We start from the raw sequence: 23,673 nt of genomic DNA, 5'->3' as shown, positions 1-23,673 counted from the left end.
TTTCCCAAGATGCCGATGTGATTTGACCCGAGGGACGAGGGGAAAAGCGCATCGGTAAGCCGCTTTCAAGGTGGCACACCTTGCCGCCGGAGGCTTTTTTTATCGCCTTTACCCCAAGGCATCCTTTAATAACCCGATGCCTTGCCTGATGATATCCGGGTCGAGATTCCCGTAGCCCATCACCAGCGTGTCCCGGTGTTGTCCCTGTACGATGTTGTGGTGTGAGACGGGGTAGACGCGGGCCCCTTGGGATTCGATGCGGGCAAGGCGTTTTTTCGTGAAGGAGATTTTCTGGAACCGGGCCGAAAGGTGCAGGCCTGTTTCGCTTCCCAAAATGCACACGCCTTCACCGAAGGCATCCGTGAGGGCATTTACGGTGGCCAGGCGTCTCTGACGGTAGAGTTTCTTCATTTTTGAGATGTGCCTGAGGTAGTGCCCTCGGGTTATGAATTCGGCGAGGGCAAGCTGGGATGCGGTGTCATTGTGGAGATCGCTTTGCCATTTCAGGGTCCGGGCAGGGGCGATGAGCTCCTTTGGCAGCACCAGGTAGCCGGTCCGAATGGATGGGCAAAATGTTTTGCTGAAGGTGCCGATATAGATCACCCGCTCCGGGCAGAGCCCGTGCAGGGAGCTGATGGGCGGGCCGTCAAAGCGAAACTCGCTGTCGTAATCGTCCTCAACGATGAAGGCCCCTTTGGCATCAGCGTAATGCAGCAGGTCGATGCGCCGCTGAATGGGCAGGGTTCCGCCCAGGGGAAACTGGTGTGACGGGGTGACGAAAACAAAGGCGGGGGAAGGGCCCTGTGGAAGTCGCTCGGTGATGATGCCTGAACCATCCACCGGCACCGGGAGGATTACGCCGCCATGGCCCCGGACTATGTGCTGGATATCCAGGGTAATGGGGTCTTCGAGGACCGCCTCCCGCTGTTTTCGGAGCAACAGGGCGCAGACAATACCGATGGCCTGGGTCGTTCCCGAGGTGATGATCACCTGATCCGGGTGGCAGCAGACCCCCCGACGTTCCACCACATGGCGGCAGATCGCTTCCCGAAGCTCCATGCGCCCCTCCGGCTGCCCATAGGCAAGCACCTCTTCGGATGGTCTGGCGTAGACCCGCTTCAACATGGAGAGCCAGGTGCGGGCAGGGAAAAGGCGAAGGTCCGGCGTCCCCGATTTGAAATCGATCACCCCGGCGGCGTGTTCGGTTTCTGTTGAGATATGCGATGGTTCCGGGGCTTGGGGTGGAGGTGCTTCCGGATACACACTCCCCGGTGCGATATAGGTGCCGGAGCCGGTTCTTGATTCGGTAAACCCTTCGGCATAGAGAAGGTCATAGGCTTCCAGAATCACATTTCTCGAAACCCCGAGGCGCTCAGAAAGCTCACGGCTGGAGGGCAGACGGGTACCCGCAGGGAGCTCTCCGTTCAAAATACGACGCCTGATCTGGCCATAGACCTGGCGAATCATGGGAACCCTTGAACACTTATCCAATGTCAGCCAGAGCATGGACGCCTCCCTTAAATGGCCCTATGAAAATGTCATGAAAGTGGATCTTTAATAAACCATTTGCGCTGGAGTAAGGTACACTTATTTTCATTTGGCGTCAAAGGAGGCCTTTCATGCATTACCCCAAATCGTTTCACGGACAGATCAAGGGCATGGCCCAGCTGGTTATGGCCATGGTTCTGTCAGGCAGCTCCGTGGTGGTGGGAAAATCCCTTACGGGGACCCTGTCGGTTTTTATGATCGGTTTCAGTACCCTGCTTGTGGCTTTTCTTGCGCTGCTGCCCTTCGCCCTTGTCCGGTGGCATGAGGTTGTTGCATTGACGCCTGAGCAATGGGCGTCCCTTTTTATGCAGGCCCTGTGCGGCATCGTTTTATTTCGGGTACTGACCCTCTACGGCCTGCAGCATACCGGAGCCGTGCAGGCAGGCGTGATCCTGGGAACCACTCCGGCTGTTCTTACGGTGTGTGCGGTTCTTTTTCTCGGGGAGCGTCCCACCCCGTACGGACTGGTCGGGGTGGGGCTTGCGGTGTCCGGCATGATGGTTCTGAACCTTTCATCAGGCCAGCCCGGGGGAGAGGGGCATCTTCTGGGAAGTTTTTTGGTTTTTGGGGCGGTGGTGGCTGAAGCTCTTTTTACCATTTTCAGGAAAAAGGTGGCCCATCAGGTTTCTGCGGTGACCAATACCTTCGGCCTGGTGTTGATCAGCCTGGCGATGATGTGCCCCTTTACGGCGTGGGAGTTCAGGGCTCACCACAGCCTGCCCGGTTTGCAGGCCTGCACGGCCCTCGTCTACTACGGGGTGTGCGCAACGGCCATGGCCTATCTGCTGTGGACCCACGGCGTGGGTAAGGTCAGTGTCGAAGCGGCCGGGGTTGCCACCGCCGCCATGCCCGCCAGTTCCGTTCTCCTGGCCGCCTTTGTCCTTGGCGAGCCGCTGGATCATCGGCACCTTTTGGGGTGTGGCATGGTGATGGCCGGTATTGCCTTCAGTACTTTGCTTAAAAAGAGGTTCTATGTGGGATGCGTGGATTGAGCTGGGTGGTTTGGGCAACCTCATTACTCCCTGGGACCGATCATTGTATCAGGCCTTACCAGGGCGTCGAATTCTTCTTCGGTGACCCACCCGCTGGAAAGGGCCGCTTCTCGCAGGGTGCACCCCCGGGCCATGGCTTCTTTGGCGATGGCGGCGGCCTTGTCGTACCCGATGTGAGGTACCAGGGCGGTGACGAGCATGAGGGACTGTTCCATGAGTTCGGTGATGCGGCGGGTGTTGGGCTTGATCCCTGTGATGCAGTGGCGGGTGAGGCTGTAGGCGGCATCGGAGAGGAGGCGGATGGACTGCAGGACGTTAAAGGCGATGACCGGTTTGAAGACGTTGAGTTCAAAGTGGCCCTGGGCCCCAGCAATGGTGACGGTGGTGTGGTTGCCCATCACCTGGGCGCATACCATGGTCATGGCCTCACACTGTGTGGGGTTGACCTTTCCCGGCATGATGGAGGAGCCGGGCTCGTTTTCCGGAAGATGGAGTTCGCCCAGGCCGGAGCGGGGTCCGGAACTGAGGAATCGGATGTCGTTGGCGATCTTGTTGAGGCCCACGGCCAGAGTATTTAAGACCCCTGAGATCTCCACCATGGCGTCGTGGGTTGCCAGGGCTTCAAACTTGTTTTCCGCCGTAACAAAGGGGAGCCCCGTAAAGGTCGCCACTTCTGCTGCAAATGCTTCGCCAAATCCGATGTGAGCATTTAAGCCGGTGCCCACCGCGGTGCCGCCCTGGGCAAGGGGGTAGAGGCGCTTGAGCCCATCCTTCAGGCGGTCCGTCCCATGGTGTACCTGGGCGGCGTAGCCGGAGAACTCCTGGCCCAGGGAGAGGGGCGTGGCGTCCTGCAGGTGGGTTCGCCCGATTTTGACGATGCCGTCCCAGGCCTTGGCCTTGTTGGACAGGGCGGTGTGAAGGCTGTTCAGGGCGGGGAGGAGGCGGTGGTGAATCTCTTCCACGGTGGCGATGTGCATGGCTGTGGGAAAGGTGTCGTTGGAGGATTGGCTCAGGTTGCAGTGATCATTGGGATGGACTGGGGTTTTGGCCCCCATGGCACCGCCAAGTTGACTGTTTGCAAGGTTTGAGATCACCTCGTTGGCATTCATGTTGGATTGGGTGCCGGAGCCGGTTTGCCAGACCACCAGGGGGAAGTGGCTATCCAGTTCGCCCTCAATGACCTCCCGGGCCGCATCCACAATGGCCGTTGCCAGGGTTTTATGGAGTGTTTTTTGTTTGAGGTTGGTGAGGGCCGCACACAACTTGACGATGCCCAGGGCCCGGATCATGGCACGCGGCAGGCGTTCGTTTCCGATGTTGAAGTGTTGGAGCGAGCGTTGGGTCTGGGCACCCCAATAGGCGTCGGCCGGTACGGCAATGGGGCCGAATGTATCGGTTTCCTGTCGGGTTTCGGACATTTTTTGCTCCTTTTGTGGATGACAACCAGAGTCTTAAAAGGGCGGGGGAAAATTCACTCCGGGGGCGTGTGCGGAAGACGGACCAGAACGGGGTGTGTGGGAGTGTAATGCATGTGGGCGAGATGGTTTTATGCCACTATACAGCGGCTTGGGTCGCTCTGTAAAGCCTGGGTACGGCGCGTGGGCCATCGTGTAATTCTAAAGAGAATTCTAAATCTAAAGGGACAGGCAAATAGTGAACCCTTTGTAAGCAGTAAGCGTTTCCCGGGTAAAAATAAAAGGGAAAAGTGGGGCAGGGCCTTTTAGTCCTTGATGCGATTCAGTTTCAGAAAGGCGTTTCATGGAAACCATAAAGAGCCTGTCCCCTTTTTCTTTTTCTCTTTTTTTTTGGCTGTTCAGTGTTCAGGGAACCCAGGTCACGATCCCGTCATCGGACTGGGCGTCTTTCCAACGCCAAAACGCGTCGACATCCCGCACCCCGTCTGCAATGACGGCTTTGTATATCTGGATGCCCATGACTTTTTTCTCTGCGGGTATGGCGTCTTTGATCGTGAGGATGGCTTCGCGGGTTTCCGGGGTCAACACCTGGGAGATACGCTCGGCCACACGCTCGAAGTAACCGACGTAGGGAGAGTCCTCCATGATGTGGATCATGTCGATTTGCCAGGACTGGTTTTCGTCGTCTTCGTAAAAGGCGTGCCATTCGATACACTTGTCTTCTGCCTCGATGAGGTTGGTGTAGGAGATGGACTTGATTCGAGGATTTTCGGCAAGCCGTGCCATGGCTGAAAAGCTCCCCGAGAGGCTGAAAGGGGTTGAATAGATATGGAAGTCGATGTCCCGGTTGTTGATCAGAAGGCCTGTTTGAAGCGAGCCGACCAAGTTGATCGTTGCTCCGATGGAGGACCATATGTCGATGAGCTGTGTCTCCTCAATGATCGCCCGGGCCTTTTTCTGCATGCTTTCAGCTGCCTGTAAGATACGTTCCATGGGGTTGCCTTTCTTCGGTTTGGGGTCCTGCTTCAGAGACCCTGCGTTTTCGTCTTGTGTGTATGAAGGCTTGTATACTACCTCACGAAAGCGGACAATAAAAAAGCCCGTTTCCGCGATGGTCGCTGAAACGGGCTTTGTGCATTGGTGTTGCAGCTTTTTTTGATCAGGTCTGATGCATCGGCCGAGCAATGAACAGAACGATCTGCAGCAATGGACTATTCTGAGTCGAGGGCCATGGCAATGTCTGTGCCGCACTGGAAAGCATCGGCGCCCACAGAGTTCGGGAGCAGGGTATAACCGCCGAGTTTGTCACCTGTCTGGGCCAGCTCATGGAGACGGTCGTAAGTTGCCTCCACGGCCAGGGTGCCGTCATGGGTTCCGGTGATGTAGTTCCGGGGGATGTAGACGCGCACAACGGAGACACGGACTCGCCCGTCGTCGAACTGTTTTGCCTTGACATCCAGAACCCTTCCTTCGCCGTTGGTGAAGTAGGTGTCTGCGCCTCCGTTCTGGTTCAAAGATGTCATGGCCAGCTCATGGAGTTCGGTTCCTTCGTGGGCCACCCGGCCGAACATGGCATCCATGCAGCTGGCAGTGGCCTGGGTCCCGGTGAGGGCGATGGCACAGAGTGCTATGAAGGTAGACGCGATACGTGATTTTTTAATTGATCGTAATTTCATGGTTATGAACCTCCTGGTTCTAAAGGTGATCTGAACGCCTTGTCGCCATGGGCGCTGCCTTCGGGATGTTTTCGAAAAATACCCCACCAAGGGCAAGATTCCGAAGACCGGCTTGGCCTTTCCGGCGATTTGCGATGATTGAAGTGGCGTATTGCCAACCTGGGAGATGTTATACGGGGTTGATTTGATGTCATGAAGGGGGTAAAAAATCATTTATTAATTGCATATTTTGCAATTAATCGTATCGGCTCGGTATCTCCTGAGCTAAGGTCTTGAAACGTTTGACATACAGGAAATTGTTCCCGGTATGGTGCGGATGGTGGCAAACGGTTTTTGTCCTCTTCGTTACGTTGTTCGAATATGGCTTAGAACTGATGAGAGTGGCTCGACGACACGTCAGACAGGCATAATGGTGCTGGAGTGACAACCAATGGTGCATGGGTAATGCATGACACAGGAAGGGGGAAGAAGGGTGTTTTTCGGTGAGTCATCATGACAATTGAAACCAATGAACGGATTTTTTTAAGGGTGGTGGAAGCGGGAAGCCTCAAGGCGGCGGCTGAGCAGTTGGGGACGGACCCTTCGTCAGTGAGTCGGAAGGTTGCAGCTCTGGAAGCCCGCCTCGGGGTAAAGTTGCTCCAACGATCTACCCGGCGTTCCGTGGCAACGGAAGCGGGGAAAAAGTATTATGACGGCATGCGTCGGCTTGTGGCCGAGCAGGCTGCCCTTGAGGCCCATGTGGCTCGTGAGACCGACACCCCCAGGGGGCTGCTTCGGGTAACGGCCCCCAATAACATAGGGGATGTGCATGTGGCCCCGGTTCTTACCTCCATGGTCAAGATGTACCCGGACCTGAGGGTGGAGCTTATCCTGACAGGTGAGGCCCCGGATATGAGTGAGAAGGGAATCGACGTCTCTATCCGCATCGGCCATCTTCCCGATTCCAACCTCATCTGTCGTAAGCTGATAGACGTGCCTGTGCTGCTCATCGCCTCTAAGACGTACCTGAAAAAACGAGGTACCCCGAAAAAACCGGCGGACCTTCCCGGTCACGATTTTCTTTTCTTTAACCGCATGCAGCGGGATACCCCCCTTGAATTCATCGGGCCGAACGGAGCAGAGAGTGTGAAGGTGTCCTCGAAATTCATGGTGAACAGCGCGTCGGTGGTCCGGCAGCTTAACCGAGAGGGCTTCGGTATCAGTCTCGGCAATCGCTGGGCTTTCAAGGGGCTGCTTGAAAGCGGAGAACTGATCCAGCTGCTGCCGGAGTACACACTTGAGCCGTATCCCCTTTACGCCACCTATGTTTCAACGGCCTTTGTCCCTGCAAAAATCCGACGATTTGTCGATCTTATGGCTACTTACTCTTCTGGGGAGTTGACCGAGTGGGTTATGAAGGCGACGTAAAAGGCACGTTGACCATTCATGCCGATCCCGAACAGGTTATCGCAAAAACGTCCCCGTGATGACTGCAGGGCGCAGGTTATCTCGGATAACTGTACCTGTGTCCGGGGGAAGTCTGAGTCACATGTATCCTAATTCTCTATGTATTTTTGATCGTTACTTATTCGGGCCGTATACCTGCCTGGGTGCAAGGTACTGTGGAAATCTGTCCACAAGGGTGCGGCGGATAAGGGTGCAACAGTGGCATTCATCCACATACTCCTGTTCCAGCTCGACTCCGTAGTGTTCTGCAAGTCCTGCCGGCCCTCCGTTTGCAAGGGGGCCGCAGATGGGATGGGAGGTTGCGACATAGCTGCGCACCAGGTGTGAGAGCGGGTGCTGCCACATGTTACCCATGCTTATTCCCTGGCAGAGGTGGACATGTCCGTAGCAGTCCACATGGACCCTTGATGGGGTTTCCAGTTTCTCATGGGGGCATGTGGTGAAGTGTCGAGCGGGCCTTCGGGGTAACCCTTCGGCGAGTGTATCAACAGCCCGCCCCCTGAACATGGCACCGCCACCAATGACAGGGGAACCTGTGGCCTGGTCCTGGCCGGGGACGGACTCGACAAAGGGTTTTTCAATGCAAATGGAGGCGGTGGGGATGCCCAGCCTCCGTGCCGCAGCCAGTCCGCGCCCGGCAGGATTGTTTTGGCTTCCATAGTGAAACGAATCGTTACTGATTCTGAGGTCCGCGACGCCAAGGTCCGCCAGAGGCTGAAGCAGTATGTCGGCGTCTTCATCGGATACCGCTCCATAGATATTTGTCACGACCCCGACCTTAAATCCCATACTTCGTGCGAGCCTGATTCCTTCAAGCAGGGAGGGATAAAATAAAAACGGCTCCCCACCTTCGAAGTATATCCATTCCACACCGTCGATTTTTTTTGATTCATCCAGTACGGAACGAATCTGGGCCAGGGTCATGGTCCCTTGCGCCCTGGGCCCTGAGTAAAGAAAGCAATGGTCACACTCAAGGTTGCATGTGTATGTCATAAGGATGTGGATTCCAGTCAACATGGCTTTGTCCTCGTTGTGCGTATGCATGTGGCTCGGAATAATGAAACAACTGGGTTCACGCTCCAACGGTCTTGGCGATGTACATGGTGCAGGGAGGCGCAAGGGCCTCCAGTCAATGTGCTTATGAGTTTACTGTTCGGGTAAACCCGGCAATTTCTTCGAACAGTTCGATTTCGGGGGGCTCGCTCAAGAGGTCTTTGCACTGTCTCAGGAGCTCCTGAAGGTATGGCGTTGTCATATGATCGTTACAGGCCTGCTGGTCTTTGTACTTTTCATAAAACAAAAAACGGCCCATGTGTTCCTGGGACCGATGAAGGGTATACACAATGGTGTCTTTTTCTGTCTGGACACTGGGGATAATGCCTTTGAGAAGCTCTTCCAATGAAATTTCCATGCCCGATTTTGCCTGCAATATTGCCTTGATAACAATCATGATCGTCCTTTGCCACGAAGACATTCTGGTTGCTCGTGGCCTCTATGGGTGGGGATGATGGCCGAATGCCGTTTTGTTTCGCACTATGAATCGTCTGTACGTTATCGCATATCCAGAAAAAGAACAAAGAATCGGTAGCTTATTTTTTTAAAGGGGACAGGCTCTTTGTTCCTCTTTAGATTTCGACATTTTTTTTGTCATTGTCATGGGCTTCAGCAAGTCCAAGCAAAGCATAAATTGCCTGTCCCTTGTTCCTTGTTCCCTCTTTATTTTAATACCTTGATGGGCTGGTTGGAGAGGGTGGGGCAGGCCGATTATTCAATAGGGTCTGGTTTTTTTACGAGATGATGATTACTCGATAAATCCGAGGCGTCGCATCACGTCGTTTTTCTGGAAGTATGCCATACCCGTTTTCATTTTCCGGAATCCGAGGGATTGATAGAATCCTTCTTTACCCGGCGACGCGTACAAAACGATGTTGCAATGAGATAGCTCGGATAACAGAGAATTCATGATTATTTTTCCGATTCCCTTACCTTGAAATTCTTCACGAACCGCACAGTCATATATGGCTGCCTGATAGGTGCCATCAGATATCGCGCGACCAAATCCAATTAGTTTCGATTCATGATAGGCAAACACGGTCGTATGGCTGGCTTCAAATGCCTTTCGATGGATTTCGGGTTCGTAGAAAGCCATATTTACGCTTTTTAATGTGTCGGATACGGCCTTCCAGTCCACGCCTTCGCAGCTCAAACTCACATCTATATCCATATTCACCCCTTGTTGTCATACTTCGGCTGGCTAAATGCGTATAGTGCCTGTCCCCTTAGGACGCGGCCAACTTTTCCCATTCGCTTCTCATGATGATGTGATGGTCAATGGTATGGTCCGTAAACAAAATGCCATTCAGGTGATCTATTTCATGCTGGAAAAGTTCCGACAAATCACCTGTGAAGGTTTCAGTGATTGCTTCCTGCTTTTCGTTCCAATATTCAACGTCGATGGTCTGATGTCGGAGAGTCCTGCAGAAAAAGGCGACATCAGCGCTGAAGCAACTGTCCCAGACTTCAAATGTCTCGGGGCTTTTTGTAACAATCTTGGGGTTGATCATTACAATTGTTCGTCCCTCTGTCTCCATATAAACCATCCGCTTCAAGCACCCGATTTGAGGGGCGGCAATGGCCCTGCCGATACGCTTCTCTTTTTGAAAGAAATGAAGGGTATCCCTTAAGTCTTCGAGATGACAATTTACGTTGTCCCGTTCAAAATCAATGGGATCTGATTTTTTTCTGAGAGTTTCATTTCCAAGCATAAGAATGTTTCTGATGGTCATATCTCTATCCTTTTCCATGATGCTCAGGGCATCAATACAAAAAAGTGCTGTGACATGTAACCCATGTCTTCGCTATCATAGTCTTTATGAACGATGTATATGGCAAGGGATAATCGTGTTTTTGGGCTTTACGGGTCTACCCAATCTGCTCAAGCCTCACCCAGTCGTTTCATGGAATACATTCCCTCAACACCTTTTACCAGCCTGGGGATTCTTTTCCTTCCCCCATAAAGTCGGTCTTTGAATTCCTCATAGGTCGACAACACAAAGGCTTTGGAACCAATGATACCGGAATCGGTGAAATATCGCGAACGGTAACGAAATAGTCGGGTTTGATTTAATTCAAACCCGTTTGCTTTTTCCTCTTCGAGGATGGGATTGGGGATGCTCGCCTTTCCATGTTTTTTGACAGCCCCTGCATGATACAGATAGTCCCGATACGTCTTGAGCCGTTGGGACGCCTCCACTCCAAATTCCTCCAGCCCGAAATCCAAAGAGAGAAAGCTGTCTCTGTTTTCTGTCTGCACATGATGCCCGATGGAGCACCATCGATAATTCTCGGGCCGTTTCACAATTCCTGCCCGTACCGCGTTCAGGTCTATATAGCTCAGACAGTTGATGACCGTTTCTCCCTTCTCAACGATGACACTTTTGAACCGTTCGCCCCAGAGGGTTCCCCGTCTTTTTTTCTTCCGGTTGTATGCTCGGGAAAAGGTCTGCTTAATGTCCTTCACATACCACGATAAACTGCAGAATCGTTCTCTGAAATCGTCCAGTTGTCCCTCCGGAAAGTGGGAGTCCTTGGGGTAAAGAAGCTTAAACCGGCGTCTTACTTCGTCATTCGAGAGCATGGAAGGTGGGGTGACCTCCACCAGGATGTGAAAGTGATTCCCCATAACTGAAAAACCCAGTACCTTTACGGCATACACCATGGAGAACCGTTTGATTATTCGAACCAACTCATCTTTTTCAGTGGCTTTAAACGGAAGCCCGTCAAGGGCTGTGCGGCTGATTACATGATAAACCGTCTTCTGACCTGAATCAGTTCTGACCATCCGGGGAATACGAGGCATGTCGTCCTCCTTGAATAAGGGCAGTTGAATTTTTGGTGTTCCGATATTTCGATGGAAATGCAAATAAATAAGATGGGTTGTCTTGTTTGGTGTGATCATGCCACGGTGTTTCAGAAAGGTCAAAGAGTATCTGAGCATATCTTGCCTGTCCCTTTTTTTCTTTTTTTTCCATCATGTTCTTCAGTCCATGACGATCTCTTGATTGCATCGGGGGGCGAGTATGGTGTAATGCCTTTTAAAAGAAAATGGTTACTGCATAGTTTTTTCCCTTCGGCGGCCCTGCCTGGGGCCAGGTGTTTGAAACGTTTGATAAACAGCCGTTGAAAGCGATTTCGCTTCACTCAAGCATGTTCGTGTTTGGACCGATTTCGCCTTACAAACATGACCGAAACGGTTTTGTGGCTTTTTTTTCAACAAAGCAGGATTTGGAGAAGAATACAGACGCATGACACTCGAAGAGTTAAAACAGATTGACTGGTTTTTTGATCTCTGCAGCGTCACCGAGTCCCGGGATGAACAGTCATTTGGGTCACACGAGGCATTGACGTCTATGCTGAATGATGACCCGGATTCTTTTTTTGAGCCTGTTTATGCCTCTCCTTATGAGGCCTGGTGTGTCAAAGACCACGAAGCAGCGGAGGAGATAGTCGGAGCCGTCAAGGACGACATTGAGGACTGGGCCGAAGAGGTTTACCTGAAGTTGTTCGAAAGGGTCCCGAGCGCGGAATTGTGCGCTCTGGTTTACGACGAGGTTGTCACCATCGCATCGCTTATGTCTGCGAAAGAAGGGGCGGTGGGGGCTTTCCTGGAAAGCAAAATCGCCATTTATTCTAAGGGGAGAATCCCATGGGGCTACAAAGGAATTTTTCCAGATGGCGTCTGGATATTGATATAAGCTTCGGGCTTGTATCCCGAAGTGCTTGCCGACGGGGAGAGGGATTAACCTGCTAAATTGGTTTTGAAAAAATAGTGTTGACACCCCAAAATAACAAGTGTTATATAACATTCATTATTTAAATGAGGTATTATGCCGCGGAAGACCAGATTTGCCATTGAAGACATTACCCAGGCCGCTCTCCAGGTGGTTCGAAGAGACGGCATGGAAAAGTTGACCGCTCGAACCGTTGCAGCGGAGTTGAACGCCTCCACCATGCCGATCTATTCGTGTGGCAAGACCATGGCAGAGATTGAAGAGGCGGTGGTGGAAAAGGCATGGGAGGTTTTGGAAAGATTTCAGGACACCCCGAGAAGTGGGGACCTCTATCTGGATATGGGTTTGGGGTATGTTCTGTTTGCCAAAGAAGAGAGGCATCTTTACAAGTGCATCCACAGCGATAAATACCCGGGAATCAACACGGCGATGGCCGAGGACAACCTGAAGCGAAGCATGAAAAGGGTTGTCGACTACCCTCTCTTAGAGGGACTTCCTGATGAGATCAAAGAGACTGTTCTGATCCAGGGCTGGATTTACTCCCACGGGTTTGCGGATTTGATGCTGAATCCTTTGACACAGAACATGCGAGAGCTTGAGACCGAGGCTCAGATCGTCGACTCCTTTATTAAAGCCAACGCGATGTATTGGGAGGGGCTCAAAGGGGTGGTGGAGAAGCATCGCTCCTTGTAACGGATAGGGATTTTTGAGTTCACAGGTGTGCCGTTCGGTGGCGAGACCTCAATAGGGTGCCTGATTTTAGAACGGCGTAAGACATGGTCTGCAGCCTCGCATCGGAGCGAGTGTTCCCATAAACACAGGTAGGTAACCACGTGGATCCGTGGGACGTTAGACTGTCCGGGATCCGGTAAGATGATCGGCGTATTGGAAAGGGTTTTTTTTACCTCCAAAATTTCATATTGCAACCTTGCCTGGGTACAATCTGAAATCGTGTAATCCCCCCATTCCATGCATCGTGGCTTCTTACCGGGTCCCTTTTTTTACATCCGATGCGTAACCGATCTGGCGGAGGCTTTTTTTGCACACATTTCAACGCGGGAGATGACCATGGACAGAAGTTTTGTGATCACGCAGGTCTCAGGCTTTGTTATTCATTTTTCCATCGCGTATTTCAACGGGCTTCTGGTAACGCATAAGGGGGTGAAGGTCAACTACACCCGCAAGATCAACCACTTTATGCTCTTTTTCTTGCCGATTTATCTCAGCATGTACCTTACCTACGAACGGACCCTTGCCTCCACCATCCTTGCCATGTGCCTTATGGCAGCAACCCTTGTGATTTATATCAAGCCTGTCCGGCAAAGGGTTCCCGCCATCGCCACGGCCTTTCTCTCCTTCGATCGACCCGAGGACCGGCCCCACACCTTGCTCTGGCTGTCTACCCAGATCCTTGCGGCCACCGTGATCATGATTCCCCTGATGATCTATTTTTCCAAGGTCGGCATGCTGGAACTCATCTATATCCCCTTGCTGATCAACGGGCTCGGGGATGGCCTTGCCGAACCCGTCGGCGTGCGGTTTGGCAGGCACCCCTATAAAACCTGGGCGCTTTTTACGCGCAAGCGATATATCCGGACCCTTGAAGGGAGCGCCTGCGTGCTTCTGGTGAGCAGCGCAACCATATTGCTGTTTCGGGACAGCTTTACCCCGGTTCAGTTTATCATCGCCATGGCCGCCGTACCGGTACTGATGACCCTTGCCGAGGCTCTCTCGCCCCATACCTGGGATACCCCTTTTCTCTACACGGTGTCAGGTATCTCCCTGTCGGGTATTCTGATGATTTAGGGCTTGTCTAAAGGGGACAGGCACTTTATTCCCAGCACAGATCATCTTAACCTCTGGCTCTTCGACGCAGCAGAGTGGCTTTTTTTAATTGCATCGTATGGGAAAAAATCCGCTGTTTTTTTGTTCTTATTGGGGCTGTTTTTCGGTCAGGCATATGTTGCCTGTCCCCTTAAACTCTTAAACTTAAAATTACACAAAAGACCGGCAAAAGTGCGGAGGGAGGACAACCCTCACCCCTCACCCCTCACCCCACACACCCAAGACTGGGGTCCTGGGCGGCCGGGCGCCTGCGCTCCCGTTTTTTGTGCTTCACCTGACACAGCAGCGTTTTGTACACTGGGAACCCCGATATCTCATCGTATTGATCGAGATCGGTCAGCACGTTGACGTTGGCGTTCTGCCACGCCTCCGTCCCCAGGGGGCCGCCGCCTCCCACGGGTGCGTACACAAAGCCTTCCATGATCTTGTCCGTAACATAGGCCCTCATCACCACCGATCCCCGTGCGGTTTTGATGACGACGGTGTCCCCGGTGTCGATGCGGCGTTTTTTTGCATCAGATGCATTCATTTCGATGACCGGATACGGGTATTTTTCCATAAAACTGGGAATGGCCCGCAGGCAGGATTTCATATCGGGCTTGAAGGGGCCGGTCCCTAAAATCAACGGATACCTCTTGTGCATCTTTGGGTTGCTGACTGGGGTTTCAATGGATTCCTCATATTTGGGAAGGCCCTCATAGCCGTAGTGTTCCAGAACCGTCGATTTGATCTCAAACTTGCCTGAAGGCGTTTCAAAACCGGGCTGCCCATCACGCCGAAGCAGGCCCGTTTCCCATTTTCGGTAGGCCATCTCTTTTTTGCCGTTACGGAGCACATACTTTTCAGCCTGCTTCAAGTCGTCAACCGTAAATTCGGTATCGTCCAGGATATATTGCAAAAGCGCTTCTTGATTCTGGGGGTAGAGATGCCCGTACCCCAGGCGATCCGCCAACTCAGCCAGGATATAATAGTTCGGCCGGGCTTCGCCCACGGGGTCTGTCAGTTTTTCCCTCAGCCGGATGGCGTTGCCGTAATAGCAGTAGGACTCCTGCTCAAAGGCCGTGGTGGCCGGCAGCACGATATCTGCATAGGCAGCATCCTGGGTGAGCTGCAAATCGATGGTAACCAGGAAGTCAAGGGTCTCCAGGGCTCTCTTCCAGACACCCGGATCGGGCCATGAGGTCAAAAGCGAGGCCCCCATGACAAACATGGACCGTATCTTGTAAGGGTCTCCCTCCAGAATGGATTTTGGCAAAAGCGCGGCGTGGGGTTCTCCCCCGCAATAAAGGGAGTACACGGGAAACTTGTCTTTTCCGATGGATTTCTCATAGCCCGGCGTTTCAATCTGGCCCTTCCGGGTAAGGGGCAGGGTATTTTCCCGCCGTGCAAAGCAGCGCCCCCCTTCCACATCCAGTTGGCCCGCCAACGCCCACAAAACCATCACCGCCCGTATGTTCTGCACCCCGCTTTTGGTGTATTCCAGGCCCGTATACATGATGTAGCTGGCGCCTTCCGCATCGGCGATGCTTTCGGCCAGGTATTCAATTTTCTCCTCATCAATGCCTGTCACCGCAGCGACATGGTCAGGGGGGAACTCTTTTACATACGCTGCGAACTCATCAAATCCTAAGGTCCAGTCCTCCACAAATTCCTCATCGTAGAGGTTGTCCCGTATGAGGATATGGGCCAGTCCCAGGGCCAGCGCACCATCGGATCCGGGCCTGATGGGGAGCCACTCACTGCCCTCCAACTCCGCAGCTTTCGTTCGCCTGGGATCAATGACGATGATCTCCGCGCCTTCATCCGAGGCAGCCTTAAGCCGCTCAAACATCGCTGGCGGCGTTGAAGACGACGGATCGGTCCCCCAGACCACGATGAAATCCGAGTTGTCCACATCCGAGAACATATCAATATGCAGGCACCCCATGGTCAACTTGGGGGCCAGGACGCCCAGTGAGGTGTAACACGGGGCCCCCACGCCGAAGGAGTTCGGGGACCCAAAGGGAAACAGGACGCTGCTCGCCAGGTAGATTTCCGACCCTTTGAGTTGAAAGATATCTTTGAACGACCGCTCGTAGGTCCCGGTCCCCGCATAAAAGGCCACCGTCTCCGGCCCGAAGTTTTCCTTCATCTCCCGGAGTTTATCGACGATAATCTCAAAGGCCTCATCCCAGCTGATTTTTTCAAATTCGTGGGTGCCCTTGGGACCCACCCGTTTCATCGGATGCGTTATTCTCCGGTCCGAATAGATGATCTCTTTCACGCTGTCCGCGATGGGGCACAGGATGTTGCCCATGGGGACCTCGGGGTCAGGTTCCAGGCGGTCGATCCTGTTGTCTTCATCAAAATGTGCAATCACCCCGCACCCGGGGCTATGGAAACATATGCCGCAAATACCATGCTTCGGATCCACTGTGATCATCTCCTGTTTTGATGTCTGACACCGACGAGAAACTGGGACGTGATGTGCTCCCAGAGATTTTCTGTTTTCCTGATTTTCCAGTCCACATCGCCTTGATCCAGTATCTCAAAGGGAGGGTGGAAGGTCCCGCCGTCTCCTGCCATAAGCCGGCTGATATTGTCGATGCCCCGGCCTGTGAATGGCCCCTCCGTCCGTCCGCTGAGCCACACACCAGGGTCTGATACGCCTTCATCCCAGGAAAAGGGGTCGGAGAATACAAACATGGCGTTGTCATCTTTGAGCACATGGTTGATGTTGGCCAGGTGGTGCAGGGGCTGGGGCACTTTTTCCAGGACGTTGATGGAGGTGGCCGTCGAAAAAAGGGTGCGCTGAAAGGGCAGGGCCATGGCATCGGCCACCACAAACTCCACCCTGTCGTAGTTCCAGTCCCGGTCCAGCGTGCAGCCCCGCTGTTCTGTCATGTGGCCTTCGACAATCAGCTCAAATTCCAGGCGTTTTTGCTTCAGCAGCTGCCGTGCTTTTTTGATGAAGGAAAGCGAGGTGTCCATGCCCACCACCCGGGAATGGGTTTTACTCAATTCAAAGGAGAGACGCCCCACGGAGCAGCCGATATCAAGGGCCCATCCGTCTGTTTCCTTAAAATACGAGGACCAGGTCCTGTAGGCATCGGTGGCATCCGTGCCGTTGAAAAATTCAGAGAAATGACTCCACAAGTAGGAGGACAACATGGCCTTGGAGTTATACCCTGAACCGGTCGACAGCAAATCCATGCTGCTTTCAGGAAGCAACACGGCGACGCCCTCCTCAATCCCGTAGGTCCTCTGGCACGAGAGACACGTTAGTTCGCCTTCCAGCACATCGTCGCCCTCTTCGCGTGTGGCGGTAAGGCTCAACGGGTTTTCCGCCGGAGCACACTCCGGACAGATCAGCTTTTCCTGTAACCATCGTTTCATATGCGGCGCCTTTTTGCGGCCTTCCGGGAATACTCCGGGGCCGAGCGGTTACCCCTGACGAAAAGGGGCGCGGTGGGTAAATTTTGGGTGAAAAACTCGCGGAACATCTCCGCAGAGATGATGTTTCCGGGCACAGTGCCGGCGAAGAGCCCATGCCATGGGGGGGATGGCAGCCCGTTGTATCGGAGTATCGTATACTTGCGCTTCACGTGTTGAAACCGGGCATCAACCGAGGACACAGGTTGATTGAGAGCCAACGGGACGAGGTCACACCCCGGTTTTACAGATTGTGATGATGGGTTTACATGTGTTTTGGTATGATTGTGGACGGTTGCAAGTTGTTACAACATCTCACAGACGGCTGAAAAAAGTCCAGCAGAAAGAGCCTTTTCCCCTACTGCGGCTTTTGTGTGCAGGCAACGCGTCTGGTTTACGTCAGCCTGAAAACGTCGGGGTGCTTCTCCGTGGCCCATTCGTGGCAAAGGTCAGTGAGATACGTATCAACCTCAGAGCTGTCGATAAATGAGGGCACAATGAGGTCCGTTGCAGGGCGGCGTTTTCCATCCGCTCCCAAATAGAACAACGACCATGTGTTTTCTTTTTGTATGGCCAATACGATCCTGCCAAATACATTGAATGTGATTTTTTCAACCATATTGAAAATACCTTAACGCCACGAACATCTGTGGGCCGTTCAATGAACCTCACTTGCTTATCATCAGGAAACCATCGGTTCCCTCGCACCATGTGACAGCATAACGGGTGTCTCGAATGTCCGATAGGTACGGCACCGCTTTGTCTATGTTGGGTGAACTACCCCTGGCTTTTCAAGTCTCCGCATAGGGACCGATAATGCGGAGAGCCTGCTTCAAGGGAATTCCTTTCGTCATGGTATTGCGGTTGGTTTGCCTGTCTCCGAAGGCGAAGACGATGGACTTTTCAAAAAGCGATTCGCCGGACACAGGAGCATATATCATAAGTAAATCGAGGCCAGGTGGCAACGCGGTTTTTTGAGGGCAGAAGGGGACGGCGGGCAAGGGGGCGTCAGCCGTCAGACCCGGAAAAGGAACAGGGGGCGTTTGCGGCTGGGGGGCGTATGGTGTTGATTGGGCGGGCTTTATAGATAGGGTGTGCGGTGCTGTGATTTTTTTTAGTTTGATTTTCAAAACACTTGATCTTCAAATTAATGGCCGGTATAGAGAGGGGGTGCCGGGCTTGTTTTTCTGGTGCTGGAACGGAAGACATGCATGTGATGAGGACATAGATAATAGAGACAGAACAGACCGCGAAAAAGAGGAAACGCTATGATCGGCAGGTATGCAAAACTCAATGTGTATCAGGAGATATTCAAATCATCGGATTTTTACCGTGTGGCGGGCGGGGCATTTTTGATCCCGGTGGCCCTTCTGACGGGGATGGTTAGCAACACAGGGCTGGTGGCCTCCCTGAGTCTGAGGGACCTGGTGTTGATCGTGTCGGTGGCCCTTAATGGGCTCCCCATCATTGTCGATGCGGTCAAGGGGGCCATGGCCCGAGAGGTGAACGTGGACGAGCTGGTGAGCATCGCCATCATCGCCTGCATGCTCACGGGAAATTACCTTGAGGCCGCTGTGGTCAGCGCCATCATGGTGGTGGGGGCTCTCATTGAAGAGGCGGTGAGCGACAGCGCCCGCCATGCCATCGAGGAGCTGGTGGAGATGACCCCGGCCACGGCAACCCTTTCAAGGGATGGGGGCGAAGTACAGGTAAAGGTGGACTCCATCCGTGCAGGGGACCTGCTGGTGGTGCGAAGCGGCGAGACCATCGCTGTGGACGGTGTGATTCGCCAGGGGGCCACCTCCGTGGACGAGGCCGCCATCACCGGGGAGTCCATCCCGGTGAGTCGCCGTCAAGGGGACGAGGTGTTTGCCGGAACCACCTGTGTGGACGGGTTTATCACCGTGGAGGCGGTGCGCGTGGGGGAGGACTCCACCTTCGGGAAGATCGTCCAGATGATCCAGGCTGCCGAATCGTCCAAGACCCGGAGCGCTCGCATCGTGGATGAATACGCCAAGTGGTTTACCCCGGTGATCCTGGCCAGTGCCGTGTTGGCCCTTCTTGTCACCGGGGAGATCTCCCGGGCGATCACGGTTCTAATTGTGGGGTGTCCCTGTTCCTTTCTGCTGGCAGGGCCCGTCACCACGGTGGCTGCCATCAGCCGCGCGGCCAAAGAGGGCGTGCTGGTGAAGGGGGGCGGTTTCCTGGAGACCATGGCCGGGGCCGATGCCCTCTATTTTGACAAGACCGGCACCCTGACCAAGGGCGAGCCCGCCGTGGTGGAGATCCTGCCCGAAGGGGACAGGCGCCCGGAAGATCTCCTTTCCATGGCAGCCGCCCTGGAGACGGGAAGCGCCCACCCCCTGGCCCATGCGATCCTGGCCAAGGCAAACGCTTTGGGGTGCTCTGTGCCCGTTGCCCGGGAGATTCAGTCCGAGGTGGGGCGCGGTGTTTTTGGCAGGGTGGGGGACGCACGGGTTGACGTGGTCTCCAGCGATGCCAGGGGTGAGACAGGCCTGACCACCGTAGAGGTGCGGGTGGACGGCGAGCTTTGGGGGTATCTCGGCATGGATGATGAGGCGCGCCCCGAGGCGCGGGAGGTGATCCGGGCTGTGGAGGCAAAGGGCCTTACCGATGTCCGTATCCTTTCAGGGGATCGGGGACCGGCGGTCCGCCGCCTGGCAGACCAGGTGGGGATTTCACGGTGGCACGCCGGGTGCAAGCCCCATGAGAAGCTGGGTCTTATTGACGCGCGGGAGGGCTCCGGCCTGATCTTCGTCGGGGACGGGGTCAACGACGCCCCGGCCCTGAAAGCCGCCGACACCGGTATTGCCATGGGGCTTCGCGGATCGGACGTGGCCCTTGAGACCGCCGACATCGTGCTCATGAACGACCGGCTGGAGACCCTCCCTTTTCTCGTGGACCTCAGCCGCAGGATGAGCCGCACCATCAAGGCCAACATCGCCCTGAGCTTCGGCATCAACCTCGTGGCCGTGCTCCTGGGTTTTGCCGGGGTGCTCACACCCATCCTGGGGGCCGTGGCCCACAACATCGGCTCCATCCTGGTGGTGGGCCTGGCCGCGTCACTGAGGTATGCAAAGTAAGGCTTACCCTCCGTGGGTCTTGTTCCAATTATCCACAAACTGCGCCGACTCCTTTAGGGTGTCCACGAACCACGGCACCTCCCACTCGGGGGTGCTGGAGTAGGTGTGGAGGATCTCCTCGTCGGTCATGGTGAGGATCTGGGTCCAGTTGTCCTGGTTGGCGGCGTTCACCAGGCGGGAGATGAGGGCGTCGTCAAAAGTGCGTGTGGACTTCCAGAGCCACACCGGCGGGTAGATCTTCATGCCGAAGACGGCAAAGAGGGTCTGGACGCCCCCGGTGGGATCCCGCTGTTCGGACGTAAGGTCAAAGGCCTGGTTGCTGACCTTCATGGTGGTTAAGTCCACCCCAAAGTCGTCCCGGTGACATTCGTTGGGATCGCCCTGGCCCAGGCTGAGGGTGACCTGTTCCACCCACCAGCTCGGCTTGTCCGCCGGGATGTTGTACCGGAAATTGTCCAGAGAGTGGGTCATGAGCCACCCCATGAGGGTGTGGGTGTTGTCGTTGGATGCCTCGGCCAGGGGCGGGTTGCCCCCCTGGCCCCAGATGTGGACCGGCCCCACGAAATGGGCCCCCACCAGGTTGAAGAAGTAGTCGTAGCGCACCTTGCGGGAGAGGTGGCTGAGCATGACGATCTCCTGGTCATCGGCGTTGCGACCGGCCATGACCACGATGATGCAGGAGGTGGCGCTGTCCGAGTAGAGATATTTTTTGTCTGTGTCGTTGAGGCGAACCAGGCAGTAGTTGTCCTGGCTGACGTAGTGAAACCCTTCGGGAAGGGTCGTGGTGGGGGCGGAGTCGGTGCGTTTGAGAGTCAACATGGCTCTGGTCTCCTTATTTGGTGATGGTCATGGTTTGCCACGGTTTGGTGCGGGGGTTGCCGTTGATCACGTATTCGCACATCAGGCCGTTTTCCTGGGTGCTGAAGATCACCGAGGCCTGGGTGTAGAACTCACCGGGCTTGACTGCGACCCGGCAGATCGATAGCTCGGTTTCGCCGAAGTACTGATCCCGCAGGAGCTTGTGGATGCCGTCGTGGTTGGGTTGGATCAGCAACAACCGCTCGGCCCGTTCCAGGCGCAGGAAGGTGCTCAGGTTCATGGGGTAGGTGACGGACGTGTTGAAGAGGCGGCAGTTGTTGGTGTTGGCAAAATAATCGGCCTTGGGGGAGAGGGTCAGGACCTCGGGGTTCCCGGTCTGGCCGACCACATCGCCCAGGCCGTTGAATTTAAAGTTGCCGACGGGGGAGTACTCCATGTAAACAGCCTGGCTTGTGTCGGAGAACATGGCGATGTCTGCTGACTCAAAGGGCCCCGGGTGTTCGGCGTCGCCGTTTAAGTAAAAATCCGCCAGGGAGTTGGCGGCGTCCTGGGCGTTGTCGTAATCGGCCACGGCCTTTTCGTAGGCCAGGAACAACGAGTCCACGGAGCTGTTCGACCCCTGGTAGGTGTTGGTGCGGACCAGGCGGAAGGGGGAGTTGCTCTGTCGTGCCGTGAGTTCACGCGTGTAGTTGTCCGCGGCGGTGAAGGTAACGCCGCTCGTATTGCCCCCGGCCCACAGACCCGGCCTGCCCAGGCGGGTGAGGGCCAGGTAGGTTCCGGCTTTTCCCTGCCGTTCTTCCGGGGGATAAAAGGTGGTGGGGTCGGTGAGGTCGCACTGCTTGAAGGATCGGACAACGGATGCGTCAAACACGGTTCCAATGGTGCACATGGGGGTCTCCTTTCATGGTTGGCGTGGGCGGAAAAAAAAACGGGGCCCCGGGATCCGGGAGCAACATGCCCGGACCCGGGGAAAATGCCGGGTACAACGGTCAAAACCCCCGGTAAAAAGCCGTCACCGGGGGCTTGATTGTCATCGCCTGCGGGCCAGGGTGGACAGCAGCAGGATTTCAGGTGCGGTGGGCACCGCATCGGCCATGGGGGCGGCTTCGGTGCTCGGGGCATAGATGGTGTAGAACACCTCATCCGTGTCCATGTTGTACAGGGCCAGGGAGCCGTCGTTTCCGAGCTGGAGGTAGGCGTTGTGGCCGATGGCGGCTGTGTTCGTGGCCCACAGCGGGGTGTGGCTCATGTCGTAGAAGACCAGGTTGTTGTCGGACTGCATCACCAGCCTGCCCTGTGCGCCCATATCCTGGGACCAGATCAGGGTGGGGTTGGAGGCATCCGTGACGTCGTACAGCGCCAGGGTGCCGTCGGTGGTGTTCTGGAACTGGTAGTTGCCGTTGATGGAGAAGAGGTTCTCCCCCGGTGCCAGGTATGCGTTCTGGTAGCCTGAGATGGCGTAGTAGGGGGTGAGCTCGCCTGCAAGGCTCTGGCCCATGAGGTTCTCCACATCGGCCATGGCCATGGAAGGATCCCTGGCAAGGAGGACGACGAGCTTTGCAAGGCCGGCGATGGGGGTCATGTCGTGGCCGCTGATCACACCGGCCTCCTTGAGCCAGGCCCCGGTGGCATAGGCGTTGTAGTTGACGTCTCCGGCCAGCACCTGGGTGCAGTCCACCAGGATGATGCCGTCCGAGTGCATGTCCCCCAAGAGGGTCTGCATGGTCTGGTAGCTGGGGATGTTGCCCTCTCCGTAGGATTCGAAGATGATCCCGGCAAGGGGCGGGGAGACCTGGCTCAGCTGGGTGAGCATGGAGGTCAGGAGGGACGGGTCCCCACCGGTGTCTTCGTTGTAGTAGGCCGGAAAAATGAGGAACTGGATGACCGATTTGCTGGTGATGTTGGCGGTGATGGTGGCAAGGTCCGCACCCACCTGCTCGTAGTTGGCCTCCAGGGAGTTGGATCCCGGCAGCGGCAGGAGGAACTGGTTGTAGAGGGTGGGCAGGATACCGAACTCTCCCAGGGCCGGGTAGTTGGGCGAGGAAAAGGCCACAAATTCACTGGCGTTGGTCTTGACGACCCGGTTGCCGCGATAGAGGTAGTCGGCAAAGTAGAGACACACCTCGTTGACCCCCATGGTGAGGAACTGCACGCTGCCCAGCACGTTGCGCAGGGCATCGGTGTTGAAGAGAAAGGGGTACGCCGCCGGGTCGTCTCCTTCCTGGATGAACAGGGGAAGCTGGGAGCCCGTCACGGTGATGGGTTTTGTGGTCCCGGGAAGCAGGAAGGAGAGGGCCGAAGAGGTCCAGGCCATGGTGTCGGTGCCGTGGAGCACCAGAAAGGCGTCGTAGTCCTTGTAGTTGTCGAAGATGGCCTGGGCGATCATCACCCAGCCCGAGGGCTGCATGTTGGTGCTGTCCAGGGTCTGGTCGAAGTAGGCGATGTCCACCTCTGTGATGGAGGTCTGGCCTGTGATCATGGGCGTCACATTGGCGGTGAAGGCCGTTTTGAAATCGGCGCCGGACATGGGGGACAGGGGGGTGCCCACAGAGCCGATGGTTCCGCCTGTATACAGGATGTAAAGTTTCATGGAAGGGGTTCTCCTTGGGTTGGGAACGTCGTTTTTG

The 23,673-nt window shown here is 55.0% G+C and carries 21 protein-coding genes; 6 read left to right on the top strand and 15 right to left on the bottom strand.

Going from position 1 to position 23,673, the window contains the following annotated elements; all coding sequences use genetic code 11:
• Positions 1 to 108: 108 nt before the first annotated feature.
• Positions 109 to 1,506, bottom strand: coding sequence for a MocR-like pyridoxine biosynthesis transcription factor PdxR (gene pdxR / locus BLQ12_RS11745; protein WP_092210843.1), 1,398 nt, complete (start codon positions 1,504 to 1,506; stop codon positions 109 to 111).
• Positions 1,507 to 1,619: 113 nt separating this feature from the next.
• Here pdxR and BLQ12_RS11740 point away from each other — a divergent pair, with 113 nt between their 5' ends.
• A complete protein-coding gene (locus BLQ12_RS11740; RefSeq protein ID WP_092210842.1) occupies positions 1,620 to 2,540 on the top strand; it encodes a DMT family transporter in 921 nt (306 codons plus the stop codon).
• Positions 2,541 to 2,563: 23 nt separating this feature from the next.
• Here BLQ12_RS11740 and fumC read toward each other — a convergent pair whose 3' ends face one another.
• The 3 genes from fumC to BLQ12_RS11725 form a co-directional block, all read right to left on the bottom strand.
• A complete protein-coding gene (fumC, locus tag BLQ12_RS11735; RefSeq protein ID WP_092210841.1) occupies positions 2,564 to 3,958 on the bottom strand; it encodes a class II fumarate hydratase in 1,395 nt (464 codons plus the stop codon).
• Between the two features lie 402 nt (positions 3,959 to 4,360).
• Positions 4,361 to 4,948: a hypothetical protein gene (locus BLQ12_RS11730; RefSeq protein ID WP_092210840.1), complete on the bottom strand. Its 588-nt coding sequence runs from the start codon at positions 4,946 to 4,948 to the stop codon at positions 4,361 to 4,363.
• A 218-nt stretch (positions 4,949 to 5,166) separates the two neighbouring features.
• The gene (locus tag BLQ12_RS11725; protein ID WP_139163955.1) at positions 5,167 to 5,631 is read right to left on the bottom strand and encodes a hypothetical protein; all 465 of its coding nucleotides are present in this window, start codon (positions 5,629 to 5,631) and stop codon (positions 5,167 to 5,169) included.
• Between the two features lie 492 nt (positions 5,632 to 6,123).
• On the opposite strand from BLQ12_RS11725, the gene BLQ12_RS11720 reads away from it, so the two are divergent.
• Positions 6,124 to 7,038 carry a LysR family transcriptional regulator gene (locus BLQ12_RS11720; protein WP_092210838.1) on the top strand — a complete coding sequence of 305 codons (915 nt, stop codon included), beginning with the start codon at positions 6,124 to 6,126 and terminating at the stop codon, positions 7,036 to 7,038.
• 153 nt (positions 7,039 to 7,191) lie between these two features.
• Here the strand turns inward: BLQ12_RS11720 and BLQ12_RS11715 are convergent, their stop codons facing one another.
• The 5 genes from BLQ12_RS11715 to BLQ12_RS11695 form a co-directional block, all read right to left on the bottom strand.
• Positions 7,192 to 8,070, bottom strand: a complete 879-nt coding sequence (locus BLQ12_RS11715) for a radical SAM protein (protein ID WP_367888778.1) — start codon at positions 8,068 to 8,070, stop codon at positions 7,192 to 7,194.
• Between the two features lie 145 nt (positions 8,071 to 8,215).
• Complete coding sequence (locus BLQ12_RS11710; RefSeq protein WP_092210836.1) at positions 8,216 to 8,527, bottom strand: putative quinol monooxygenase; 312 nt, start codon at positions 8,525 to 8,527, stop codon at positions 8,216 to 8,218.
• A gap of 351 nt (positions 8,528 to 8,878) precedes the next feature.
• Entirely contained in the window at positions 8,879 to 9,301 is a 423-nt protein-coding gene (locus BLQ12_RS11705) for a GNAT family N-acetyltransferase (RefSeq protein WP_092210835.1), read from the bottom strand.
• 55 nt (positions 9,302 to 9,356) lie between these two features.
• Positions 9,357 to 9,863: a peptide deformylase gene (locus BLQ12_RS11700; protein ID WP_175469683.1), complete on the bottom strand. Its 507-nt coding sequence runs from the start codon at positions 9,861 to 9,863 to the stop codon at positions 9,357 to 9,359.
• A gap of 149 nt (positions 9,864 to 10,012) precedes the next feature.
• A complete protein-coding gene (locus BLQ12_RS11695; RefSeq protein ID WP_092210833.1) occupies positions 10,013 to 10,936 on the bottom strand; it encodes a transposase in 924 nt (307 codons plus the stop codon).
• 445 nt (positions 10,937 to 11,381) lie between these two features.
• Between BLQ12_RS11695 and BLQ12_RS11690 the strand changes: the two genes are divergently transcribed.
• The 3 genes from BLQ12_RS11690 to BLQ12_RS11680 all read left to right on the top strand — a co-directional run bounded on the left by BLQ12_RS11690 (position 11,382) and on the right by BLQ12_RS11680 (position 13,673).
• Positions 11,382 to 11,831 carry a hypothetical protein gene (locus BLQ12_RS11690; protein ID WP_092210832.1) on the top strand — a complete coding sequence of 150 codons (450 nt, stop codon included), beginning with the start codon at positions 11,382 to 11,384 and terminating at the stop codon, positions 11,829 to 11,831.
• 132 nt (positions 11,832 to 11,963) lie between these two features.
• Complete coding sequence (locus BLQ12_RS11685) at positions 11,964 to 12,560, top strand: TetR/AcrR family transcriptional regulator (RefSeq protein ID WP_092210831.1); 597 nt, start codon at positions 11,964 to 11,966, stop codon at positions 12,558 to 12,560.
• A gap of 375 nt (positions 12,561 to 12,935) precedes the next feature.
• Positions 12,936 to 13,673, top strand: coding sequence for a hypothetical protein (locus tag BLQ12_RS11680; protein ID WP_092210830.1), 738 nt, complete (start codon positions 12,936 to 12,938; stop codon positions 13,671 to 13,673).
• Positions 13,674 to 13,917: 244 nt separating this feature from the next.
• Here BLQ12_RS11680 and BLQ12_RS11675 read toward each other — a convergent pair whose 3' ends face one another.
• The 3 genes from BLQ12_RS11675 to BLQ12_RS11665 all read right to left on the bottom strand — a co-directional run bounded on the left by BLQ12_RS11675 (position 13,918) and on the right by BLQ12_RS11665 (position 17,742).
• Complete coding sequence (locus BLQ12_RS11675) at positions 13,918 to 16,071, bottom strand: molybdopterin-containing oxidoreductase family protein (RefSeq protein WP_254782041.1); 2,154 nt, start codon at positions 16,069 to 16,071, stop codon at positions 13,918 to 13,920.
• A 59-nt stretch (positions 16,072 to 16,130) separates the two neighbouring features.
• On the bottom strand, positions 16,131 to 17,087 hold the full coding sequence (locus BLQ12_RS11670) for a class I SAM-dependent methyltransferase (RefSeq protein ID WP_092210828.1): 957 nt from the start codon (positions 17,085 to 17,087) through the stop codon (positions 16,131 to 16,133).
• A 430-nt stretch (positions 17,088 to 17,517) separates the two neighbouring features.
• A complete protein-coding gene (locus BLQ12_RS11665; protein ID WP_092210827.1) occupies positions 17,518 to 17,742 on the bottom strand; it encodes a DUF7661 family protein in 225 nt (74 codons plus the stop codon).
• Between the two features lie 649 nt (positions 17,743 to 18,391).
• Between BLQ12_RS11665 and BLQ12_RS11660 the strand changes: the two genes are divergently transcribed.
• The gene (locus tag BLQ12_RS11660; protein ID WP_092210826.1) at positions 18,392 to 20,227 is read left to right on the top strand and encodes a heavy metal translocating P-type ATPase; all 1,836 of its coding nucleotides are present in this window, start codon (positions 18,392 to 18,394) and stop codon (positions 20,225 to 20,227) included.
• A 3-nt stretch (positions 20,228 to 20,230) separates the two neighbouring features.
• On the opposite strand, the gene BLQ12_RS11655 is transcribed toward BLQ12_RS11660, so the two are convergent.
• The 3 genes from BLQ12_RS11655 to BLQ12_RS11645 form a co-directional block, all read right to left on the bottom strand.
• Positions 20,231 to 21,046, bottom strand: coding sequence for a hypothetical protein (locus tag BLQ12_RS11655; RefSeq protein ID WP_092210825.1), 816 nt, complete (start codon positions 21,044 to 21,046; stop codon positions 20,231 to 20,233).
• 13 nt (positions 21,047 to 21,059) lie between these two features.
• Entirely contained in the window at positions 21,060 to 21,935 is an 876-nt protein-coding gene (locus BLQ12_RS11650) for a hypothetical protein (protein ID WP_092210824.1), read from the bottom strand.
• A 141-nt stretch (positions 21,936 to 22,076) separates the two neighbouring features.
• A complete protein-coding gene (locus tag BLQ12_RS11645; RefSeq protein ID WP_092210823.1) occupies positions 22,077 to 23,636 on the bottom strand; it encodes an asparaginase domain-containing protein in 1,560 nt (519 codons plus the stop codon).
• Positions 23,637 to 23,673: the final 37 nt, after the last annotated feature.

The organism is Desulfoluna spongiiphila, assembly GCF_900101345.1.
Taxonomy (GTDB): Bacteria; Desulfobacterota; Desulfobacteria; order Desulfobacterales; family Desulfolunaceae; genus Desulfoluna; species Desulfoluna spongiiphila.
This window is presented reverse-complemented; position numbering and strand designations above follow the sequence as displayed.